This window comes from Methylomonas sp. MS20 (genome assembly GCF_050275925.1).
Taxonomy (GTDB): domain Bacteria; phylum Pseudomonadota; class Gammaproteobacteria; order Methylococcales; family Methylomonadaceae; genus Methylomonas; species Methylomonas koyamae_A.
This window is the reverse complement of the sequence record NZ_CP189962.1, coordinates 3,885,108-3,905,716: the sequence shown is the minus strand read 5'-3', so window position 1 is coordinate 3,905,716 and position 20,609 is coordinate 3,885,108. Positions and strand designations below refer to the sequence as shown.

The window sequence follows — 20,609 nt, the reverse complement described above, 5'->3', positions numbered from 1 at the left end:
TTATTGTAAACCCGCTTTATCAGGGTCGGCCTCATCAACCAATGAGTCATCATCCTTGGAAAGTTTAGCTGACTCATCCATTAGTCCAGATTCCTGTCGGGCCAATCTAACTTCCTCTCCATGCCCCTGTTCATAAGCTGCCTGATGCGCATGCCGTTCCATCGTTACAATTTTATTGGCTAGTCGCTGCAATCGCTGCTGCCACTCTAGGCGGGCGGCAATGCAATGTTTGTTGGAGATAACTTGGCATAGCCACAAGGTGTCCATGACAATCATCAACTGATCCAGTAACCGAATTAACTCGACGAATTGGGCAATCTGTGGCGAGGCGATCTTGGCGACAAACTCCCTGGGATGTGTGTAAGTCGGCGTTTCATTGATACCGTTGTCAGCCTTGAGTTTTTCTAACCGTAGTTTTTCCTGCTGCAGTTGCTCCGCGCATTCGGCAATCATCTGACTCACGATGCTTTCGATTTCGTCGACCGTTTCCTCCCGGCCGATAATGCGCAGGATCACGTCAATCGCATACAAGGACACCATCAGTCGGTGATAGCTATCTCTGATGACCCGAATGGCTTGTTCGCTGTTGATACTAAACGTGCGCTCAAATATCGGCCGACTAATGGCGCGACGCTGGGCTGGTTTGGACTGTGGAGCTGCTTCGGACATGACCGTTTCCCCTGTTGGATAAATGAGCCATGATCGTAAGCCAAATTTTTTTTGGCCTTTTTACAATAAAGGTCGAATTCGACCTTTATTGTACGAGCACCCTTAAATTTTTCTGTTTCAATGCCTGCCAATTGAATCGGTTAGCTTTTTGCTTGCCTATTTTTCTAATTTTCTCGGCTGATCTTTCAGGATTGCCTTGATCCGACTGCGGTCGGCGTTCCGTTTTTAAGCGGCGACGGTGGTTAACCATCGGCGTGTCAGGTGCGTCAAGCCTGATGTAATGGTTGTGTTTTAGATTTTCATCCTGTCTGGGAGTGCGTATTCCTAGCCGGGAATGTGCCTGCCGGATGTGACCCATCGCCGCGCAGGTGGGTTTTATTTTCACTTGTCGGGCGCGGCCGATAGGAGGACATCATCATGGCCAATCGTGGTGTAAACAAAGTCATCTTACTGGGCCGTCTCGGCGCCGATCCCGATATTCGCTATTTACCGAATAACGGCGGCAAAGTCGTGGCAATGCGTTTGGCAACCAGTGAGGTTTGGAAAGATGCAAAAAACGCCAAACAGGAACGTACCGAATGGCATCGGGTCGTGTTTTTTAAAAAACTGGCCGATACCGCCGGCGATCTTTTGAAGAAAGGCAGCAAGATCTATGTGGAAGGCGCTCTTCGCACCCAGCAATGGGATAAGAACGGCGAAAAGCGCTACCGCACGGAAGTGGTTGTGCATGAGTTGCAACTACTCGATCGCCCAACAGCGCCTGCATCGGTAAACGGTTCATCATCGAACCCGGCATCAGAAGACGCCGATTGGGACGACGAGTATGCCGACATGCCGCTCAACTAAATCCAGGCGTTACATGAGCTGCCGCAAGCGCCGGTAAATTTTAACGGACTGCCGACCCGTTTTTACGGTGACGGCTTTTCAACCCAAAGGGGACGACTATCCCCGTTGGGGCCATGGCGTCCCCATTTTGATAAGGAGACCCACCATGAGCAATCAAAACCGAAACTATCAACCTAAGTCGCGCGACTTACCCATGCCGATGGCAGCCCAGCAAGGCTATGGTATTTCGGAGCAGTCCTGGAAGGTATTGACCGAAGTCACCTTTCCGACGGCAAAAACCCCTGAAGCCATCCTGATGGCGCTGGATTATTGCAAGGCCCGCAAGCTCGACATCTTTAAAAAGCCGGTGCATATCGTACCGATGTGGAGTGCCGCTTTAGGCCGTAATGTCGAAACCGTCTGGCCGTCCATCATGGAAATCCAGACGACCGCGTCCAGAACCGGTGTTTGGGCCGGCATGGACAGACCCGTCTGGGGCCCTGATGTCACCAAAACCTTTACCGGCCGCTACAAGGACGACAACGAGCAATGGCAAGAATCTAGTATCACCGTGACCTTTCCCGAATGGGTAGCAGTCACCGTGTACCGGATTGTCGGCGGCAAACGTTGCGCCTTTACCGAGGAGGTCTACTGGCTGGAGGCTTATAGCACGGCCGGCGGTAAACACTCGCAAGTGCCAACCGCCATGTGGATCAAACGCCCTAAGGGGCAATTATCCAAATGCGGTAAAGCCGCCTCGCTACGTGCAGCTTTTCCAGAGGAATGCGGTTATGCCGCCGAGGAAATGGATGGCAAAACCCTTGACGATATTGCCGACGGTAGCGTGATCGATGGCAGTGCCACTTATATACATGATGCTGCTTCTGGCAGTAATGATCATGATGTGATGGGCGATGCTGGCGTTGATACAAACCGCGTTATCGATCTGTCGCAAATCCATCCCAAGGTGCAAAAAGCGGTCGCTGAACTGGTTAGACGTACTGCGGCGGCAGGAGCCTGGAAAGCGGCCTACGACTATGCCCATCAGAAGTTCAAAGGCATCGATCTGACGTTTGCCTTAGCCGAGTTGGACAAGGTATCGGAGGTTGAACCCAGGACTACGCCGGCATTGGAACAATCTGAAGCGACGGCCATGCCGCCATTGACACCGAAAGACATGGCCATGACGCAGGCGCGTCAGGCTTTGAATGCCAACCGTTAGTCATTTCACTGTATAGGGCTGTCCTGTTGCTTAATCACGCAATCGGCTAGGCCATTTTCATATTGATGTGTGCTGGATTTCAGCATCCATCACATTCAACTACCACCCTTTCAGGGCGTCATGACTCGCCCGTGTGGGGATTCATGATGCTCTGAGTTTTAGTTAAGGAGAGATCATGAATGCAATCGATCAATCATTAAATCGTCTGCCATGTCATACCGATTGGCGGCGTTACGACTCACCCACGGTAATTCGCCGACATGGGCGCGGCTTTTTAGAACGCAGCTTTAAACCGGGCGTAGCCGTGGCAGAGGTCGACAAACCCTCCAAAGCGGAATTACACCATTTGGTGGAAAGTTTTGGCGGCTTGGTATTGCCAACTGCGGATGCCGTGTTGTTGCTATTTGCCGATTTCCATTGGGCCAAGCGCTGTGAACAGCATTTAACCCAACGCGGCGTGCCTTCGTTGCGGTTAGGCTGCCACATTCAGTTGCCGGATGCCTGGCAATGAACGTCGTCGACGTTTCGCAACGGTCCGCTGCATGGCGGCACTGGCGTTCACAAGGCGTCAGTGCCAGTGAAGCGGCCATCGTCATGAACCGCTCGCCTTACAAAACCCCTTGGCGGCTCTGGGCTGAGAAAATCGGCCTGGTACTGGAAGCCAGCCTGGACAACAACCCCTTGATCCGCGCCGGCATCCAGCAGGAGCCCGAGGCTTTACAACGCTTCGAGGATAAACACGAGCTGATGTTGTTGCCGCTGTGCGGCGAGTCGGAACAGTACCCCTTGATGCGGGCATCGTTCGACGGCTTGTCCGACGCGAATGAGCCCGTGGAAATCAAATGTCCGTACGAGACCACGTTTTTGGATGTGCTGTTGAATCGGGAAGCGTCCGAGGCCTATCAACTGTATTGGTGCCAGGTGCAACAGCAGCTGCTGGTGTCCGAAGCGCAACGCGGCTTTTTGTTTTTCTACCACCAAGGCCAGGACATCGAGTTTGAAATTCAGCGCGATGAGATTTTTCTCACCGAGCTGGTCGATACAGCGATGGATTTCTGGTCGGCGGTCAAGTCCAAAAAGGAGCCGAGCAAGGATCCCGAACGTGATTTGTATTTACCTAAAGGTCATGCGGAGCAGCAATGGCAACAACTGGCGGCGAGTTATCGCAATCGAGCCGTGAAAATCGCGGATTTGAAAGCGGAGCTAGCCACCTTGGAGGCTAATCAGGCGGCCATTGAAAACACGTTGGTGTTGCTAATGGGTGATTACGTGGCCGCGGAACATTCCGGGTTGCGGATCAGCCGGTTTCAAAGCCAGGGTGCTATCGATTACAAGGCGGCACTGCAAGCGTTGCAACCGGATGTTCAGGCTGCGGCACTGGAACTCTATCGTAAACCGTCTGCCACGCGAGTTCGCGTGACCTGCCGGGATGACGACGGTAAACATGCCGAAGTACCGTTCGATGCACAAGCCTTGAAAGACCTGGCGGGTGTGGACTTTTGGTTTTGAGGGTTCGTTTCAAGACATCCTGTAACCCTAGTGGTTACGGGGTGTTCATTGATGATGGTCGGCTAAGAGAGTTGACGCCGGACACCTCATGGACTCCTTCAGTTTACGCATGTCGGTTTTAGGCTGGACTTATAAAAAAGTCCAACCCAAAACCCGCATCGTTCAGGTATTCCCTTCGTGGAATCCCGAATCCGGTTTCGACCGGCGTTCCGTTGTTAAGCGGCATGAGCGTTTGCCTCGTGTGCCAGGTGCGTCAAGCCTGGTGTGTTTAGTTTGTCCCGTTGGGGTTCATCACCCTCACGGGACTCGGTGACCCCTTTTAACTCTTGAAGGAGGTCATTATGAATCACGACTTTTGGAAAACCTTGCACGGCTGGCTGAACGTTGCCCATAGCGACGACATCCAGGCCAAAAAGCGGTTGCTGCTGGAGATGCACCGTCAAATCGCGGACCCCGGTTTGAGAAGCGACATTCAGCGCATCCTGCGTTTGATGGATCGGGAGCTGTTGGCCCGCGCCGAATGGGCAATGTACTGCGTGATGCAGTTGCGTTAATTTCTTTATCTACCCTGGTTTGCCAGGGTTTTAATCACCCGTTGGGGCTCATCACCCCTCGGGGCCGGTGCGCCCCTTGTTTTCTGAGGCTAGTCCTCGAGGAGCTCACCATGTATCAACACTATTCCATTGCTGACACCTTCGGCATTCAGGCCCCGGCGTCCATGAAAGTGGAAGGTTTCAAACCAGGACAAAACGCCTATGTACCGGCGCAAAAACCCTATGTGTTTCGCAAGGATCACTTGCGCGATGTGTTGGCGTTTTTAGGCGCACACAATGGCGACGGCTTATACCTGACCGGCCCCACCGGTTCCGGAAAAACCTCGTTGTTGGAGCAAGTCGCGGCGCGTCTCCATTGGGGCGTGCATTCGGTCACCGGTCACGGTCGGCTGGAACTCAACGATCTGTTGGGTCAGTACATGCTGGTCGACGGCGGCGCGATGAAGTGGATCGATGGACCTTTGACCCTGGCAGTACGCCTGGGCCATGTGTTGTTGATCAACGAAATCGATGCCATTGATCCTGCCGAGCTGATTGGCCTGAATGAAATTGTTGAAGGGAAACCTCTAACAATTCCGCAAACCGGCGATGTGATTACGCCGCACCCTAAATTCCGCTTGGTTGCCACCGGCAATAGTGCTGGATCTGGTGATCAGTCGGGATTGTATCAAGGGGTGTTGCGGCAAAACCTTGCGTTTTTAGACAGGTTCCGTTTGATGGAAGTCGGTTACCCCGAACCGGAAGACGAAATGAAACTGCTGGCCGATGTGGTGCCGACCATGCCGGAAACGGTGCGAGAAAGCATGATCAAAGTGGCCAATCAGATTCGTAAAGTCTTCATCGGCGGCGCGGATGGCGGCGGTATGTTGTCAGTCACGTTATCGACGCGCGGTTTAGTGCGCTGGGCATCGTTGGTGGCCACCTTCAAAAGTGCGCCCAATGCCCTGGCCTATTCACTGGACCGGGCCTTGACCTTTAGAGCCGAACCCGCCGAACGCGAAGCGATTCATCGCATCGCCAAAGATGTGTTTGGCGATGACTGGCAGATCTAGTCATGGCTGCCTGGAATCTCTATCGTCATCGTAATACTGACGGCAGTTCCAAAGACTGGGCGGTTACCACCCATGCTGACGGCTCGATCTCGACGCGTTGGGGCAAGACAGCTTCTCGTCTGCCGAGCATCAATACGCGAACGGGAATACGCCAGCACGATATCGAACAGCAAAAACAGGCCAAGGGCTATGTGTTTGTCGGAGAAGTCGAAATCGATGATGACGGCAATATCCGGTTACCCCAGTCCAGGCCCATGCTGACCCAAACGCCACCGATCACGGTCGACAAGCTGTATTGGCATGTCGATTGTCGTGCCGGCCACGCGACCTTGCTTGACATGGGGATCGCGCTACGGCTTTGGTTGGGCGATTTGGAAGCCTGGTCTCAGGCTCAAGGCCTTGCCACAAGCAACTGGTCCGGTTGGCAGCGGTTGGTCGATGCCAGTCTGGGCGACGAAGCCTTCGATCTCAGCGGGCAAATCCACCTCGAACACGGAGTATTGCCCTGGCTGTGGCTGATGGCCTTGAAGCGGGCCGCTTTTCCTGGTGTTTCGGTAGACATTGCCACCGAAAGCGGTCGAGATGTGTCGGCTAACCTGAAAGCCGAAACAGAGGTATTAGCATTATTCGATACCGACGTCGAGGCCATACGGCCGCTGGCGGAAAGTTTGGGGCTACTGAAACCCCGGCTTGATCTGGCGTTGGCCATGTCCGATCAAACTGATCACTGGTTTTGATTGACTGACGGCCAAACCGTTTAGTCCTGTATCGGGTTCGATGCAGGTATTTTTAACATTCACCCGGAAGGGGCCATTTGCCCCCATGGGGTCGGTGTGCCTGCTTCCAAAGGAGGTACACATGACACACACCCAACTCATTTTAGATCAAGTGGTCTTGATCAAAGTCGACGCCACGATTTACGGCGCGCGTAAGAAGCTCAACAAGGAGGATCTGGTACTGGCCGACGGTAGCAAGTTGCCGCCGGAGGATTTGGCCAGTTTGGGGTCGAAGCGCCTACTCGATCCTGACCGGTTATCGGTGTTCAACCGTCTAAAGAAGGAAGCTGAACGCATTTGTTTACGCGTCGGTACCCGCTTTCTCGGCGGCTTCATCGTACCGGTCGCGGCAGCCGCGCAGGTCACGGCGGAACTGGATCGTATCGCCGGGGATTTTGCCCAGGCACGGGCCGAGTTTCTGGATGGCTACGATGCGGCGGTACAAGACTGGATGGTCAAACATCCGGAATTTGCCGGCATCATCGAAACAGCCATCGACTCGGTGGCCTTGGTTGCCACTCGCTTGACCTTTGATTACCTGGTGGTCTCGGTCGCATTGCCCGAACAGTTGCCGAAACAGGAGGTCGAACGGCTGGAAAACAAAATCGGTTCGTTGAGCGAGCAGATGTTCCATGAAATTGCGGTGGATGCCAACTTGCTGGTCGAGCACTCGTTACTCGGCAAGGAACAAGTCACCCGCAACGCGCTCAGGCCGATCAAACGCATCCGCGACAAACTCGATGGCTTGAGTTTTCTGGATCATCGGGTGGCACCGGTGGTCGCCACCATTGACGACTTGCTCGGCAAAATCCCGATTCGGGGATCGATCGAGGGCGGTTTACTGCAAGAAATCCTCGCCACAGCGATGTTGCTGGCCGATCCGGATAAAACCCGGCGGCACGGTGAAGGTTTGTTGGCGGCGCAAGCGCTGGAGGTCACAACGGATGCAGACACTGACGTTGATGTTGATGATGATGAAGCGGAGGCCGAGCCATCAGTTCTACCAACAACACCTCCACCTGTCATTGTTGAAACCGTTTCAGACAGCCACGATTTTACCGATCTGTTTGACGGGATCTTTGATGATGAATTGGACGCGGAATCGGCATCGGATGACTGGGCGCTTGAGGTCTTGCTGGACAAAAGCCAGACCAATCTGGAAACCGGTAACGATGCCGATCGAGCCAATGATTTGGAAAACGCAGCGAAACCGGAACCGGTGACGGCAGGAGACGATGAGGAGGCGGACGATAACGACCAGGATTACTGGTTCTGATCCTACGCCATTTAACACTTCACCCACTGGGGCAAATTCATGTCCCGCTGGGGCCGTGGTTTGCCCCAACTTTTGGAGCACACCATGAAAAATAGAACCTTACACAACGCATTTCCCATCGTCGCAGCGGCCATTGGCAATCGCTTTGGCGTCAAAGTCAGTGTCGGCGGTGATAAAGCCGAAACCGATGGCCAAACCATTTGGCTGCCGGCCTATGAGGGCGACGATGCGGATTATCAGGATGTCGCCTGGGGACTGTTGGCCCACGAGGCGGCGCATATTCGTTATTCGGATTTTACGCTGCGCTTTGGGCATTCGGTATTACGCAGGCGCTTATGTAATGCCATCGAAGATGTTCGCATTGAGCACGAACTGGCCAAGGACTTTCCAGGTACTCGGCTGACCATTCGCACCATGATTGAAAAGATGATTGCCAAAGGCGACTTTGTGGCCAACAGCATTGATGATCATCCGGCTAATATTCTGTACGGCTTCGTGTTGAAATATTTGCGGGCCAAGGTGTTGGGTCAATCGGCGTTATTGCCATTGGTCGAGCAAACCGAAGCGGCACTGAAGGCAACGTTTCCGAAAGGTGCGGTAACGCGACTTAAAGGCTTGTTGTACGAAGTGCCGGATGACTTGCAATCGGAGAGTGATTGTTTGCAATTGACTGATCGCATCCTGACCATGATTGAGCAGGAATTCGAACAACAACGGCAGCGTAATCAAGCGCAACCAACGGCGGATGAGGAAACCACGCCTGAACCGGATGATACGAATCAGGATGCTGAATCAACCGATTCGGACGATTCGAGCGGCTTGGATTCCCAGTATGACATGGAGCCCGATGAACAGTTACCCAACGACACTGATGACGAAACGTCGTCAGAACCAGCCGGTAACGATGATTCGGCTTCCAAAAAACCTGACGATGAACCGGCAACGCTATCCGACAGTTCGACATCCACCCCGCAAGGTGAATATGAAGAAACTGCGGAGATTGCCGATCCGATGGGTGTCTTGCAAACCTTGTTGTCCGCTGGTGACAGTGACATCGAGCAGGATGTGTTTGAATCGCTGAAATCGGCCTTGTCGTTGGCGGCGGAAAATGGTTCGGAATTGCTGATGCCCAGTGGCCACGAGCCACCCATGGACGAGCTAGCCGGTGAGTTTTTACTGCGTAAGGTGCAAAGCGAATCGGGAAAAATCCGTGCCGCATTGCAAGGCCTGGTGCAATCGCAAACCCTCAACCGCTCACAACACGCCAGTCGTGGTCGGCGGATGGATGGGAAGCGTTTACATCGACTTCCGCTGGGCGAAACCAAGGTGTTTCAACGCAAACAGTCCAAGGTGGCACCCAATACGGCCATCCATCTGCTACTCGATAAATCCGAAAGCATGGGTTATCAGGTCACCGATAGCCAAGGCCAACCCATCGGATCGCGAATGCCGATTGCGTTGGAAGCCACCTTGGCATTGGCGATGGCGTTTGAAGGTATACCCGGAGTCAATCCTGGCGTCACCGCGTTCCCTGGCTCTCACGATGACTCGGTATTTCGGTTGCTGGAACATGGCCAACGCGTCAATGCCCGAACCGGTGCCTTTTCGCTGGCCGCCGCCGGCAGCACACCAATGACTGAAGCGATTTGGTTTGGTGCGGCGTCACTGCTGCGATGCCGGGAACCGCGCAAAGTATTGATGGTGATGACCGATGGTCAGCCCAACGATACATTGAGCACGCTGGAACTGTTACAGCGTTGCCGCGATAGTGGTATTGAAACGGTCGGTGTCGGTTTGGGATTGGATGTGAGTCATCTATTCCCGGTTGCCATCACCATTAACGATCTTTCAGAGCTGAGAGCGCAATTGTTCGAACTCTCGAAAGCGGTGTTGTTGGCGGCGTAAGTATCGACCAGTCAATTATCCGTAGCCCAATCCTTGGCTTAATGCCTTGGATTGTGGCTATGGGTAGCTGATTGCAACTGCCGTTTGTCGAATGTACTCACTTACTGGAGTCCATTCGACAAACAGACATTTCATGCGTTCTTTTATGAATGCTGAATCCGACCTCGGTCGGCGTTCCGTCATTAGGCGGCGAGCACGTTAAATCGTGATCGTGTCGGGTGCGTTAAGCCCGATGTAAATCGCAGTGGTATTAGCTGCTGCAAATCTAAAACCCGCTTCGGGCGACCATCGCCCGCCCGGGTGCTGTTCATTCGAAGTGTTTTCTTAAATTTTAAAGGAGAACTTCAATGAACTTTATTTTCGGCATCATCCTACTGGCTATGTTTATCCTCGCCTTGCGGGTGATTTGGGTAACGGCGTTGCAACTGCTGGGTGCGTTGAAACACACAACTCAAACGTTTCACAGATATCGTGCGCAGCGTTTGGCAAGTAAACGGCTACCGGTCATCATGCCACGTAGCCGCGAGGATATGGATTGGTTGGTGATATCGGATTCGGTGCGTCAGGAAATTCATAGTCGCAATCGTGAAACGAATCGCGAGCTGGAGCGATTGGAGCTTCAATATCAAGCCAAACAGAAAACAATCAAACTCTACGAGGCGGATATTGAAATCGCCAAACTGGAGCGGGAGCTATTTAAAATCAAACCGATGACTGTTGCGGTCGAAATCGAGCCTAAACCGCGTCGGCGTACAAAAAAAGCGAGCGGACCAGCTATGGTGGACAACAAATCCGCTAAAACTGCCCAACAGGTTTTTCAATTGCGGGAAGCGCTGAAAGGTAATGCCAACGCGTTACCGGTTAATCCGCAAGCCCGCCATTGAATACCCGCAACGTGGTTCCGGTTGCCGTATTGATACGGCGAACTGGAATCTCGTGTTGATTCGATTCATCGGCAATTACCCAGCTGCCTTCGGGCAATAACGACAACAAATCGTTCTGGGTTTCTCGGCGAATTTGTCGAATCTTGTTTAGAAACGGCCAGGCTTGTTCAGGGTTATCAACCCGCTTGAGCACGTCGGCTTCCAAAACATCCAATTTTTGGAAAATTTGTTGGCAATGTCGAACGACTTTCAATGGTTCGTCGACCGGAATCGCCATCGGTTTTCGCCTTGGATACGGCTCCTCTGTCCGCTTAGGACTTAGGAAATCAAAAATGCGCAAAATATCGTCAAACATGGCTATTTCTCTGCTTTTAAATGAGTTTTAGTCACCATATACCGATTTTTGTGTGAATTCAACCACGCTGTGCGAGCCTATTTTCGGCTTTGAGCAGCGTTTTTTACCTGCGGGAACCTCATCCTGACGGGTGGTCGTTCCTGCGTTTTTAGGAGGACATGACCATGAAAACAATCAACCTATCCAGCAGTGGCACAACCCCTGCCGAAAACAGCGCGGTTCGCTATCTAAATCATTACCGCTGTCCCTACTGCCAGACCGAATGGGAGGATGTTTGGGATTGCGGCTGTAACGATCGCTGTCCGGATTGCAACAAGGAAATCGAGCCTTATGAAAGCGCATTGATCGCGGGTGACTCGGCGGAAACCGAGTTGCCGTGCGATGGACCGTCCTTGGCCAATGCCATGCCCGAAGCCTTAGGAAAACCTGCGCTGGAAATTCATGCCTAAAAATGCACAGGAAGTAATGTGCGCAATATGTAAATGCCTGAGTTAGCCAAGTCACTCGATTCGGCGCTCAGTTTTATCCACCCACACGGGAATGTCCTATTCCCGCTGGGGAATCGTGATGTTTCCGTTTTTCATTGAGGACAACATCATGAATCAAATCTTTGAACACACCTTTAGCACGGGTCATTGCATCCACTATCAGCGATTACCGTCCGGCACCTGTTACCACGCCGACACACCCGAGCCGGTGGTTGAGTTATTGGAACAGCTTCGCCATAGCCGACGCAAAATCCGGCTGTATTACGGCGATATCCAAACCGGCCAGTCCTGGCACGATGAGCATGATGTCATCGGCTGGATCGGCCGCTCGACCGGCACCATCAAAGTGCCGCTGTTGATCGAACCGGGTGATGTTGGTGGTCCAGCATTATTGGATCATTGCATCGTTCGCATTGATAGTCCTCGCCAAGTGCTTTACCAACACGATGATTTTCGGGTTGGCGAGGTGGATTTGGTTAGAGGTGAGCTTAACCGCTTGCCGTGGGAAATCTGGATCGACGGCAGCGTGCATGCCCGGTTCAAAGTAAAAACCGAAGCCCGGCAGTATCAGGACTTCATACAAGGCAAGCGGTTCGCGTTGATCTGACGCACCGTTTTGATTTTGACACTCGGTTAAGCCGGGTTTTTCACACTACCCCTGCGGGATGATTTTATCCCGCCAGGGATACATCGGTCGTCAGGGGTCTTATCGGAGATCACCATGATAGACAATCTTCAATATTACCCAACGCCGGAAGCGTTAAGTATCAAGGCTTGGGAAACCTTCAAGAACAAGAATTTTGTGCGTGTATTGGAACCCTCTGCCGGGGAAGGTCATTTATTAAAACCCAGGCCTTATAACCGCTGGCAGCAAATTCCAGTCGATTGCATTGAAATCGATATCAGTAAACACCCGATCTTGCGTTCGCTTGGGTTTTCGGTAGTGGGTATGGATTTTATGCAGTTCAAAAGTGGCAGTCTGTATTCCCATGTGTTGATGAATCCCCCGTTTGCCGACGGCGTACAGCATGTGCTGAAGGCGTGGGAGATTTTGTTCGACGGTGAGATCGTGGCTATTCTCAATGCTGAAACCTTGAAAAACCCGTTTTCCAAGGAACGAAAGCATTTGCTTCGATTGGTTGAACAGTTTGGCGAAGTGGAATACTTATCGGACATGTTTGCCAGCCAGGATGCCGAGCGCAAAACGGATGTGGACATCGCCCTGGTCTGGTTGAAGAAAACCTCAACCTTTGAAGAGGCGCTGTTAGGCAACATCCTCGACGACTTACGTCGCGACCAAGTGAGCGCCGAGGATTTGGCGGGCGATTGCCAGCCTATGCATGAACTGGCGTTAGCCAATGCCTATATCGACAATGCGGTGCTGATGTTCAATGCCGCCGTCGAAGCGGCCCGGCAATCGGTGTTTAGCGAGGCCCGTGCCATGCGCTATCGTAAGATGCTAGGACAAACGCTCGGTGAATTGAATGGCGATGCGGCAGTCAAATCCTCTGGCACCACGCTGGATTGGGTAAAAACTCAGCTGTATACCGATTACAGCGATCTAAAAGATCGTGCTTGGTCCGGTATTTTGCGATCCACGCAGGTCACTTCGCGCTTGTCATCGGCGGCGCAAAAACGTCTGGAGTCAGATTTCGAAACAGTGAAGTCCTTGGAATTTACCGTGCCGAATATCTACGGCTTTCTGCAAGGCATCATCGATCAGCAAGGGGATATTCAGCTGAGCATGGCGTGCGACATATTCGATTTGATCACCCGCTACCATAGTGACAATACCGTCTTCTATATGGGCTGGAAGTCGAACGATAAACATCGCACGTTAGGCATGCGGATCAAAACCACCCGCTTTGTCCTTCCTGGTCATGCCACCGAATCGTATCAAAACGATTTACCGTGGGAATCCCAACGGATGCTGGCGGATTTTGACAAAGTGTTTGCGATGCTGGATGGTAAGTATGAAGCGGCTATAGGGCTGGAATCGGTTTTCCGAAATCACTTCCATGCCCTGCGTTCTGGGCAACGGATGAGCGGCAGCTATTTTGATGTTCGCTACTATCCCGGCGTGGGCACGATTCATTTCTTTCCAACCAACAAAACGCTAATTGATCGGATGAATCGTCTGGTTGGCAATCATCGCCGTTGGCTACCGCCGGCGGAGACCAAAGCAGGAAACGGTTTTTGGCAGCAGTTCGACCAAGCGGAAAAACTTGATAAAGCCTTCCGTACCGAAGTCAATAAACACGGTAAACGGGATGGCCGGCATGTCCACTTTGATCCCTTTTGGGCAGTCAAATACGGCGGCGAGTCGGAACGGGAGCGTGGCAATGCCATGCTCACCGGAGCAATGAACACTGTATTGGCGAATCATGGCATCGATCCCGATGCGGTATTGGAAAACGAACAATCCAGCTTGCTGGAATGGACGGGGTCTTTACCATCGACTACAGACCTAGCTTTGGCATCGTAATCCGGTGTTATACAGGTCTTTAACTTAACCACTGGCCTAGCCAGTACTACCCGCCTCGGGGAGATGATCCGTTCTCTCCGTCGGGGTTGGACTGTGTCGTTTCCTCGGGGCTTTTTTATTCGAGGAACTCACATGAACACCACACAATTATCGGTCAACCCCGAGAAACTGATCAACAACCTGCGTTTCAGCTTTACCCAGTCCACCACGGTACTGGGAGAGCTGATGCAAAATGCCCGCCGCGCCGGCGCTACCTTCGTCAGCTTCGAGTATGCTGAAGACACTCGAACCTTGACGGTGTGTGACGATGGCTGCGGCATCGCCTGTTTGGAAACGTTACTGACCGTAGCCGAGTCCGGCTGGGATATAGAGTTGATTGATCGCGAACATGCGTTTGGGATTGGCTTTTTATCAGCGCTGTTTTCGTGCGAAGCCATCAGCGTCGACAGCAAGGGCGGTCGCTTTTCGGTGGATACGGCTGAGCTATTGGCCTTCCAACCGATTGCGATCGAGCCAGTTGACTGGCAAGGCATCACGCGTTTGACGTTGACCCAGTTCAAACCGGAAGTAGATCGGATTGAATCCGAGTTGCGTCGCTTGGCGCGGGGGTTTCCGATTGAAGTACGCTTTAACGGTGCCAGCCTGGATAGGCCGCGAGCGGTTAACTCAACATTACCGTTCATCGAGACCGAACTGGGTGATCTGTATGTGTATGGCTTATCCCAGGGCGAAGACTGGTTGCAGCAATCGGAGTATTTTCATCTGTATCTGCAAGGCTTGCCGGTCTATCACAGTCATCACGAACGCGATCCGGGTCATGTCATCCACTTGGATTCAAGCCGGTTTTTCGCGCGGCTGCCGGATCGGGATAAGTTGATCGATGAAGCGCAGGTGATTGCTGAGGTTAAGCACGTTCTGCTACGGGAAGCCAGACAACGACTGGAAGCGATCAAACGCGAACTGTCTGCTGAGAAATTTGTCCTTGGCTACGACACCTTGAAAACTTACCGCTGCCTGGATTTACTGAATGACGTACCGTTATTGCCCCAACAGGTATTGGCGATTATTCAGGACTATCCGATCAAGGAAGGTTGCAACAATGTGAATTTGACAGCGGTTTCACAACCGGTCAGTCGAAGCGATGTGGAAAACGGCCTTGTCAAAGTGGCCGATCTGGATGATCTCGATGAGGTCGGTGCGCTACGCTGGATGTTCGCTTGGCACCGCGATTATCGGGTATTTCGGCCGGGGTTGGATGCCAAGCATTGGCTATTTTCGTACCTGGTCGATTTGAATGCACCGGCCATCACCTTGGACATCGTCAACGAAACGCACCGCGCGTTTTTTGCAGGGCAATGGGTGAGTGGTCAGGCGGTATTCTGTGAGCAGTACCGGTTAACCCTGAATGGCGAGTCTGTCGACATCGATCACGATGCCGTCTATGACGAGGATCAGGACGGCTTCATCGTACCTAATCGGGAGTCATCCGGGTTGGTGGTTTGCCAGGCATCGTCCTACTACGACGAATGGGATACCTTCATGGAATCCGCCAAGGAAGCCGATGAATGGGATTTTCATAACTTCGTGGTGGCCAATACGGCAGATAAGCCTGCGGACGCATTGCAACGACTGCTGCCGACATTTGGCAGTTGTCCGGCGCTGTTTTCCAGGACCTTTCAAATCGTGCTCGGCAATGATGGCGATGTCGTCACCGTTGCGGAAATGTAGTCTAAACCCAATCGGGCCGATGGCTGCGGCTGTGTTAGCGCGTGGCTTTTGGCTGGTTTTCTGGCCAACGACCACGTAACAAGCATTAACCCAAAACACTGACGCAATCATGGCCTCAGCTTAAGCCTCTTTAGCAAAATGTGTTCTGCCGACGGTCAACGTCGGAAGACATCGCTGACGAGGCTTTGCACATTTTTGATAACCCTTCCGGAGAAAGTCCACCCCGGAAGGGGACGGCTTTCTCCACATTTTAAGATTACGGGAGAAAGCCCATGTTATACATTCGAGGAACCAATAATCGTTACCGTATGGCCGATGAACAGGATGTCATTTTAGAGGCCATTCAGATCTACAACCGCACGTTCAGTCGAGGGGAAGCCTTGACCAGTCCGGACAAGGCGAAGGACTGTATCAAATTGAAATTGGCGCCATACGAGCACGAAGTATTTGTGTGCCTGTTCTTGGACAATCAACATCGGGTCATCGCTTGCGATGAATTATTCCGGGGTACGATTGATGGCGCAAGCGTGTATCCACGCGAAGTCGTCAAAACTGCACTGCACTACAATGCCGCGGCTCTGATCATGGCGCATAACCACCCGTCGGGGATCAGCGATCCCAGTCAGGCCGATCGCGTGATTACAGCAAAACTTAAAGAAGCCTTGGCCTTGATTGACGTTCGCGTACTTGATCACTTCATCGTCGGCGAAACCGTGTATTCATTCGCTGAACATAGCTTGTTGTGAGCTTGCGCATAGGCAATCAAGGCAGGTCTACACGTCACAGAACGTGGGTCTCTGCCCAATAGGCTATCTAAAAAAATCTGACAACAGCGCCCCGTCCTTGAGACGGTGGCGCATTTCTCCATCACGAGACAATATTTGTGAAATATTTCACAAATATTGCTAACGCCTTGCGTTTTATCCCGTTTTTCCCCCGTCTTCCAGCCAACGCCCCGCAAAGCCTTGCGAGGAAGGTACCCCAAAACAGACCACTTTCCGTGTGAGCTTTTTCCAATTGATCCCCCTAGCATATCGCCTAAAGCAACCACTTGACGCAGAGATAACGCTAATGTCGACACTGGAAGAGGATTTATCCCGACTCAATTTTGAATATCTGATGCTGGCCCGCGAGGCTGTCCGCAGCAATGCGCTGGAAGCCGCTTGGCGTTTTGGTTTGAATCAGAAACAACTCAGTATCATGGAAACACTGACACTGGAAAAGATTCGGGAATTGGCGAGTAACAGTCGGGCAATGATTCGCTTATTACCCCTAAAGACGCCACAGCATATAGCGCTTTCCCTGCATAGCGCATTGTTATTGCCCACTCATAACAACGGGGAGGATGCCTAAATGTACCGGTTACCCAGCGAAACTGCGTTGCCTGAGTTTTTGGAAACCCTTTCCATGGCCAACAAACTCATTCGATTAGGCGCTAGGCCGCCAGTTGTTCAGCATCTGTGCGGCATTGGTCGAAAAGTGGCGATCCGCCTGTACAAGGAAGTCCATCACGGCCCCTCTAAATCTGGCATGTTGCCTTACGATTCCTATTGGATTGCGCGATCATCGATGAATGCACTGCATGCTTCGATTTTTCTGAGTATTTTTGCTGACATCGCCGAACTCGTCAGTCAGAACCTTATCCACGCCACCCGATTCATGACGGCCTATGGATTGTACCGTGAGACTGTTGGGCGTGTTTTTAATTACGATAGATTAGACGTTAGCAGTGACCAGGGTAATTTCTTGGGTATCAACCGTGCCTGGCATCTTATTCAGCAGGTTAATAGTCGTGAAAGTCGACTTGTGCTGTGTGCAACCTGTCAGTCCCGTCATATCGTGCTGAATACATTGCCGAAATTTTATCAACGCTGCCCAATATGTGAGGTTTGGGCTGAAAAAAACATACGTCGCCACAAGGCGGCTTGTCTTGGCTGTCAACGCACCTCAGCCTCAGATTCACGGTTATCGACATCTTAACAACCGACAAGGAGACTGTTATGTATGTCGTAATCAAACACCTCACCAAACTGAAAACACCCCAAGCCTGCCATGGCAAGCAGTTGGTGCAACGGGCGCAAGAATGTTTTTTACGCAACGAATGCCTGACGCTGGATTTTGAAGCGGTCGAATCCATCGCCACAGGATTTTTTCAGGAAGCTATCTTCACACTACTAAACGAATTCGGGGCTGACTTCCTAAAAAGCAAGTTGCGGGTGGTCAATATGACTTCTGCTGTTGAAGCCATCATGCAAGATGATTTGACCCATGTGGATGAATTTATTGAGCGATTGATGAGCCGGCAACAGGACGTGGTTGATCAAGAGCTCTACGATCTGAATTTGGCTTGGCTGGTAAAGGTGCGGGCACTCGCCCGAGAGAATGCCCTACAAGCGCTGTTGATCATGGGGGTTGCCGATGAAAAATTGCGTCTGGCAATTGCGAATTTGTCCATGGACGAGATGCAAACACTGGCTCGATCTGGCTGCTTATGTTTTGCGCCACGCTTTACTTCGCAATTTATTCAGGGATTTGGACAGCGGCGCCATGATCTGGTGGATTTGTTGTTGGCTTTCACGGCAGCGTAAAGGGGGGTTGGTCATGTTAGATAACTACAAGCAACAAACACTGGCCCTTGAACTCATCAAGCGCAAGGCCCGTATTACCATGATTCATCAAGAAACAACCCTTTCAATCAAATGGCTGCGAAAAGCTTATCGTGAATATCATGGGATTTCTGCGCGATCCGGTGATAACAAGCAATCGATCCACGCGCTCACGCGAACTAACAAGCAATACAAGGAGGCGACAGCCTTTGCAGTTTGTTATAGGCATGCTGAGTTAGTTGTTGAACAGGTGGAAATTTACAAAGTCATCAATGCTTTTGATGCGTTCAAAAAAATACACCCGATCAGCCAACTTGGTTTTTCCGAAACCGGTGTGATTGTTGAAGAGCTTAAAGCCAATACGATTGAACTGACGCGATGTCCTGTTTGTAATTGCTGGAATTTGCTGCGCGCCCGCCCGAATCATATTGAGCGGTGTGGCGTCTGTAAAGAGCTTATAAAAGCCAAATAACTCCCAACATGCATATGGCGAGCATTTTTTAAGTATCTGGTTTATGGGCAAATCAGTTCCAAAAATCTCTAAATTATTGCCGAGGCTCATAAGGTTAAGAGATGCGGCATTTTATTTAGGCATGGACAGAAATCGATTTAATAACCTTGTGCGTCCCCTGCTTGCCGAAATACCAATCGGCAAGCAGGGTATTGCATTTGATAGGCTTGACTTGGACGCCTGGGCAGACGACTATATCGCCCGCAACGGGCGTCTTGATCAACCTGATGGAGGTTCATCATGGGACGCAAAAAAACACCGGGACTCGTCAAACGTGGCGATTGCTGGCACATCGACAAACAAGTCCGAGGTCGACGCCTTTGCGAAAGCACTGGAGAAAGCGACCTTGGCAAAGCGGAAGAGTATCTCGCCCGCAAAATTGAAGAAATCCGGCAAGCCTCCGTCTACGGCGTAAGGCCTGTCAGGACTTTTCGAATGGCGGCGACGAAATTCCTCAATGAATCAACCAAGCGCAGTTTGGATCGGGATGCAGATTGCCTTAAGCAGTTGGATGCATTCATTGGCGATATGGACATCAGTAAAGTGCATATGGGTACGCTTCAACCCTACATCGAAACTAGAAAGGCGCAGGGGATAAAAAGCGGAACAGTTGCACGAGATTTGGCTGTTGTTAGGCGAATTCTCACGCTTTCAGCGCGAGTTTGGAGGGATGAAAATAATCTACCCTGGATTGATACGCCGCCTCTGTTACAACTACCGGACTGGGAAGATTCTGCCGAACCTTATCCATTGACCTGGGAAGAACAGAGGCGATTTTTCAAGCTGATGCCTGATTATCTTCACAAGATGGCGCTCTTTAAAGTAAACACAGGTCTGCGAGAACAGGGTGTTTGCTGGCTGAGATGGGATTGGGAAGTTAAGGTTCCAGCTCTAAATACATCGATTTTCATAACACCCGGCAAACCGGTTGCTTATGACGATGGTATTTGGCCGGGCGAAAAAAATAAGGAAGATCAAATCGTGGTTTTAAACCGTATCGCCCAGTCGGTCGTGGATGGGCAGCGAGGACTTAATTCGAGGTATGTTTTTCCTTATAAAGAAAAACGTTTGGAACGTATGCACACCACGGCATGGAAAAATGCCTGGAAAAATGCAAGTCTGCCTTGCAATGGTTCTTTCAATAAGGGGCCTCATAACTTGAAGCACACTTTTGGAAGACGATTAAGAGCCGCAGGGGTTTCATTTGAAACACGTAAAGTACTTTTGCATCATACGACGGGGGATGTTACCACGCACTATTCTTCGGCTGAGCTGAAAGAATTGATTGATGCGGTAAACAGTATTTGCGACATGGGAAGTGGTGTTTCGCTTACCGTGCTGAAAAGAGCAAAAACTGGCTAGGATAAAATCCCAGGTCACGCAAAAGTCACGCAAGGAAATTTTGAGCATAAAAAAACCAGCTGCCCGCGAAAGCTAACTGGTTGATTTATATAGCGTTTGATGGTGGGTCGTGTGCGATTCGAACGCACGACCATCGCATTAAAAGTGCGGTGCTCTACCGGCTGAGCTAACGACCCCAATCAATTCGATCATTATATCGGTTTTTTTTTTCTTTGCAAGCTTTTACTGTGAAACCTTGGAAACGGTACACTTGCGAGTAAAGCTTGTCCCTGAATCGTCCAAAAAACGCATTCGAATAGGCGGCGTAGGCCCTGACTGAGACGTTGTTAAGCCAATCCTCTCAATTTCTTGTTACGGAGTGTGACGTCCGGAAATCGTCGGATTGGAGTGAGTCGCTCCGGC

At 51.5% G+C, this 20,609-nt stretch carries 23 protein-coding genes and 1 tRNA gene; 20 read left to right on the top strand and 4 right to left on the bottom strand.

Annotation, left to right across the window (positions count from 1 at the left end; translation table 11 throughout):
* Both ACQE3D_RS17415 and ACQE3D_RS17410 read right to left on the bottom strand, forming a co-directional pair.
* Window positions 1-669, bottom strand: coding sequence for a hypothetical protein (locus tag ACQE3D_RS17415; protein ID WP_427551041.1), 669 nt, complete (start codon window positions 667-669; stop codon window positions 1-3).
* An 85-nt stretch (window positions 670-754) separates the two neighbouring features.
* The gene (locus tag ACQE3D_RS17410; protein WP_427551040.1) at window positions 755-1,054 is read right to left on the bottom strand and encodes a hypothetical protein; all 300 of its coding nucleotides are present in this window, start codon (window positions 1,052-1,054) and stop codon (window positions 755-757) included.
* A gap of 32 nt (window positions 1,055-1,086) precedes the next feature.
* Between ACQE3D_RS17410 and ssb the strand changes: the two genes are divergently transcribed.
* From ssb to ACQE3D_RS17360, 10 genes are all read left to right on the top strand, one after another.
* Window positions 1,087-1,515, top strand: coding sequence for a single-stranded DNA-binding protein (gene ssb, locus ACQE3D_RS17405; RefSeq protein WP_427551039.1), 429 nt, complete (start codon window positions 1,087-1,089; stop codon window positions 1,513-1,515).
* Window positions 1,516-1,660: 145 nt separating this feature from the next.
* Entirely contained in the window at window positions 1,661-2,716 is a 1,056-nt protein-coding gene (gene bet, locus ACQE3D_RS17400) for a phage recombination protein Bet (protein WP_427551038.1), read from the top strand.
* A gap of 175 nt (window positions 2,717-2,891) precedes the next feature.
* Window positions 2,892-3,227, top strand: coding sequence for a hypothetical protein (locus ACQE3D_RS17395; RefSeq protein ID WP_026600260.1), 336 nt, complete (start codon window positions 2,892-2,894; stop codon window positions 3,225-3,227).
* Complete coding sequence (locus ACQE3D_RS17390; protein ID WP_427551037.1) at window positions 3,224-4,225, top strand: YqaJ viral recombinase family protein; 1,002 nt, start codon at window positions 3,224-3,226, stop codon at window positions 4,223-4,225. The genes ACQE3D_RS17395 and ACQE3D_RS17390 overlap by 4 nt, the downstream gene beginning before the upstream one ends.
* 341 nt (window positions 4,226-4,566) lie before the next feature.
* Window positions 4,567-4,779 carry a hypothetical protein gene (locus tag ACQE3D_RS17385; RefSeq protein ID WP_427551035.1) on the top strand — a complete coding sequence of 71 codons (213 nt, stop codon included), beginning with the start codon at window positions 4,567-4,569 and terminating at the stop codon, window positions 4,777-4,779.
* A 110-nt stretch (window positions 4,780-4,889) separates the two neighbouring features.
* The gene (locus tag ACQE3D_RS17380; RefSeq protein WP_427551034.1) at window positions 4,890-5,831 is read left to right on the top strand and encodes an AAA family ATPase; all 942 of its coding nucleotides are present in this window, start codon (window positions 4,890-4,892) and stop codon (window positions 5,829-5,831) included.
* A 2-nt stretch (window positions 5,832-5,833) separates the two neighbouring features.
* Entirely contained in the window at window positions 5,834-6,568 is a 735-nt protein-coding gene (locus tag ACQE3D_RS17375) for a hypothetical protein (protein ID WP_427551033.1), read from the top strand.
* A gap of 121 nt (window positions 6,569-6,689) precedes the next feature.
* Window positions 6,690-7,883, top strand: a complete 1,194-nt coding sequence (locus ACQE3D_RS17370; protein WP_427551032.1) for a DUF3150 domain-containing protein — start codon at window positions 6,690-6,692, stop codon at window positions 7,881-7,883.
* An 84-nt stretch (window positions 7,884-7,967) separates the two neighbouring features.
* Complete coding sequence (locus ACQE3D_RS17365) at window positions 7,968-9,788, top strand: VWA domain-containing protein (protein WP_427551031.1); 1,821 nt, start codon at window positions 7,968-7,970, stop codon at window positions 9,786-9,788.
* 347 nt (window positions 9,789-10,135) lie between these two features.
* Complete coding sequence (locus ACQE3D_RS17360) at window positions 10,136-10,672, top strand: hypothetical protein (RefSeq protein WP_427551030.1); 537 nt, start codon at window positions 10,136-10,138, stop codon at window positions 10,670-10,672.
* On the opposite strand, the gene ACQE3D_RS17355 is transcribed toward ACQE3D_RS17360, so the two are convergent.
* Window positions 10,650-11,027, bottom strand: a complete 378-nt coding sequence (locus ACQE3D_RS17355) for a hypothetical protein (protein ID WP_427551029.1) — start codon at window positions 11,025-11,027, stop codon at window positions 10,650-10,652. The genes ACQE3D_RS17360 and ACQE3D_RS17355 overlap by 23 nt on opposite strands.
* Before the next feature lie 164 nt (window positions 11,028-11,191).
* On the opposite strand from ACQE3D_RS17355, the gene ACQE3D_RS17350 reads away from it, so the two are divergent.
* The 10 genes from ACQE3D_RS17350 (at window position 11,192) to ACQE3D_RS17305 (ending at window position 20,207) form a co-directional block, all read left to right on the top strand.
* The gene (locus tag ACQE3D_RS17350) at window positions 11,192-11,476 is read left to right on the top strand and encodes a hypothetical protein (RefSeq protein ID WP_427551028.1); all 285 of its coding nucleotides are present in this window, start codon (window positions 11,192-11,194) and stop codon (window positions 11,474-11,476) included.
* A 148-nt stretch (window positions 11,477-11,624) separates the two neighbouring features.
* Entirely contained in the window at window positions 11,625-12,122 is a 498-nt protein-coding gene (locus ACQE3D_RS17345; protein ID WP_427551027.1) for a hypothetical protein, read from the top strand.
* Between the two features lie 114 nt (window positions 12,123-12,236).
* On the top strand, window positions 12,237-14,000 hold the full coding sequence (locus ACQE3D_RS17340; protein ID WP_427551026.1) for a DUF4942 domain-containing protein: 1,764 nt from the start codon (window positions 12,237-12,239) through the stop codon (window positions 13,998-14,000).
* A gap of 132 nt (window positions 14,001-14,132) precedes the next feature.
* Window positions 14,133-15,728, top strand: a complete 1,596-nt coding sequence (locus ACQE3D_RS17335; RefSeq protein WP_427551025.1) for a hypothetical protein — start codon at window positions 14,133-14,135, stop codon at window positions 15,726-15,728.
* Between the two features lie 272 nt (window positions 15,729-16,000).
* Window positions 16,001-16,474, top strand: coding sequence for a RadC family protein (radC, locus tag ACQE3D_RS17330; RefSeq protein ID WP_427551023.1), 474 nt, complete (start codon window positions 16,001-16,003; stop codon window positions 16,472-16,474).
* A 325-nt stretch (window positions 16,475-16,799) separates the two neighbouring features.
* On the top strand, window positions 16,800-17,081 hold the full coding sequence (locus ACQE3D_RS17325) for a flagellar transcriptional regulator FlhD (protein ID WP_427551021.1): 282 nt from the start codon (window positions 16,800-16,802) through the stop codon (window positions 17,079-17,081).
* Window positions 17,082-17,708 (top strand): FlhC family transcriptional regulator, encoded by a 627-nt coding sequence (locus tag ACQE3D_RS17320; RefSeq protein ID WP_427551019.1) that lies wholly within the window; start codon window positions 17,082-17,084, stop codon window positions 17,706-17,708.
* A 20-nt stretch (window positions 17,709-17,728) separates the two neighbouring features.
* Window positions 17,729-18,316, top strand: coding sequence for an STAS-like domain-containing protein (locus ACQE3D_RS17315; RefSeq protein ID WP_171694396.1), 588 nt, complete (start codon window positions 17,729-17,731; stop codon window positions 18,314-18,316).
* A 13-nt stretch (window positions 18,317-18,329) separates the two neighbouring features.
* The gene (locus ACQE3D_RS17310; protein WP_171694395.1) at window positions 18,330-18,806 is read left to right on the top strand and encodes a FlhC family transcriptional regulator; all 477 of its coding nucleotides are present in this window, start codon (window positions 18,330-18,332) and stop codon (window positions 18,804-18,806) included.
* A gap of 279 nt (window positions 18,807-19,085) precedes the next feature.
* Window positions 19,086-20,207: a tyrosine-type recombinase/integrase gene (locus ACQE3D_RS17305; RefSeq protein WP_171694394.1), complete on the top strand. Its 1,122-nt coding sequence runs from the start codon at window positions 19,086-19,088 to the stop codon at window positions 20,205-20,207.
* A gap of 100 nt (window positions 20,208-20,307) precedes the next feature.
* Here the strand turns inward: ACQE3D_RS17305 and ACQE3D_RS17300 are convergent.
* Window positions 20,308-20,383: transfer RNA gene (locus ACQE3D_RS17300), tRNA-Lys, on the bottom strand.
* Window positions 20,384-20,609 lie beyond the last annotated feature (226 nt).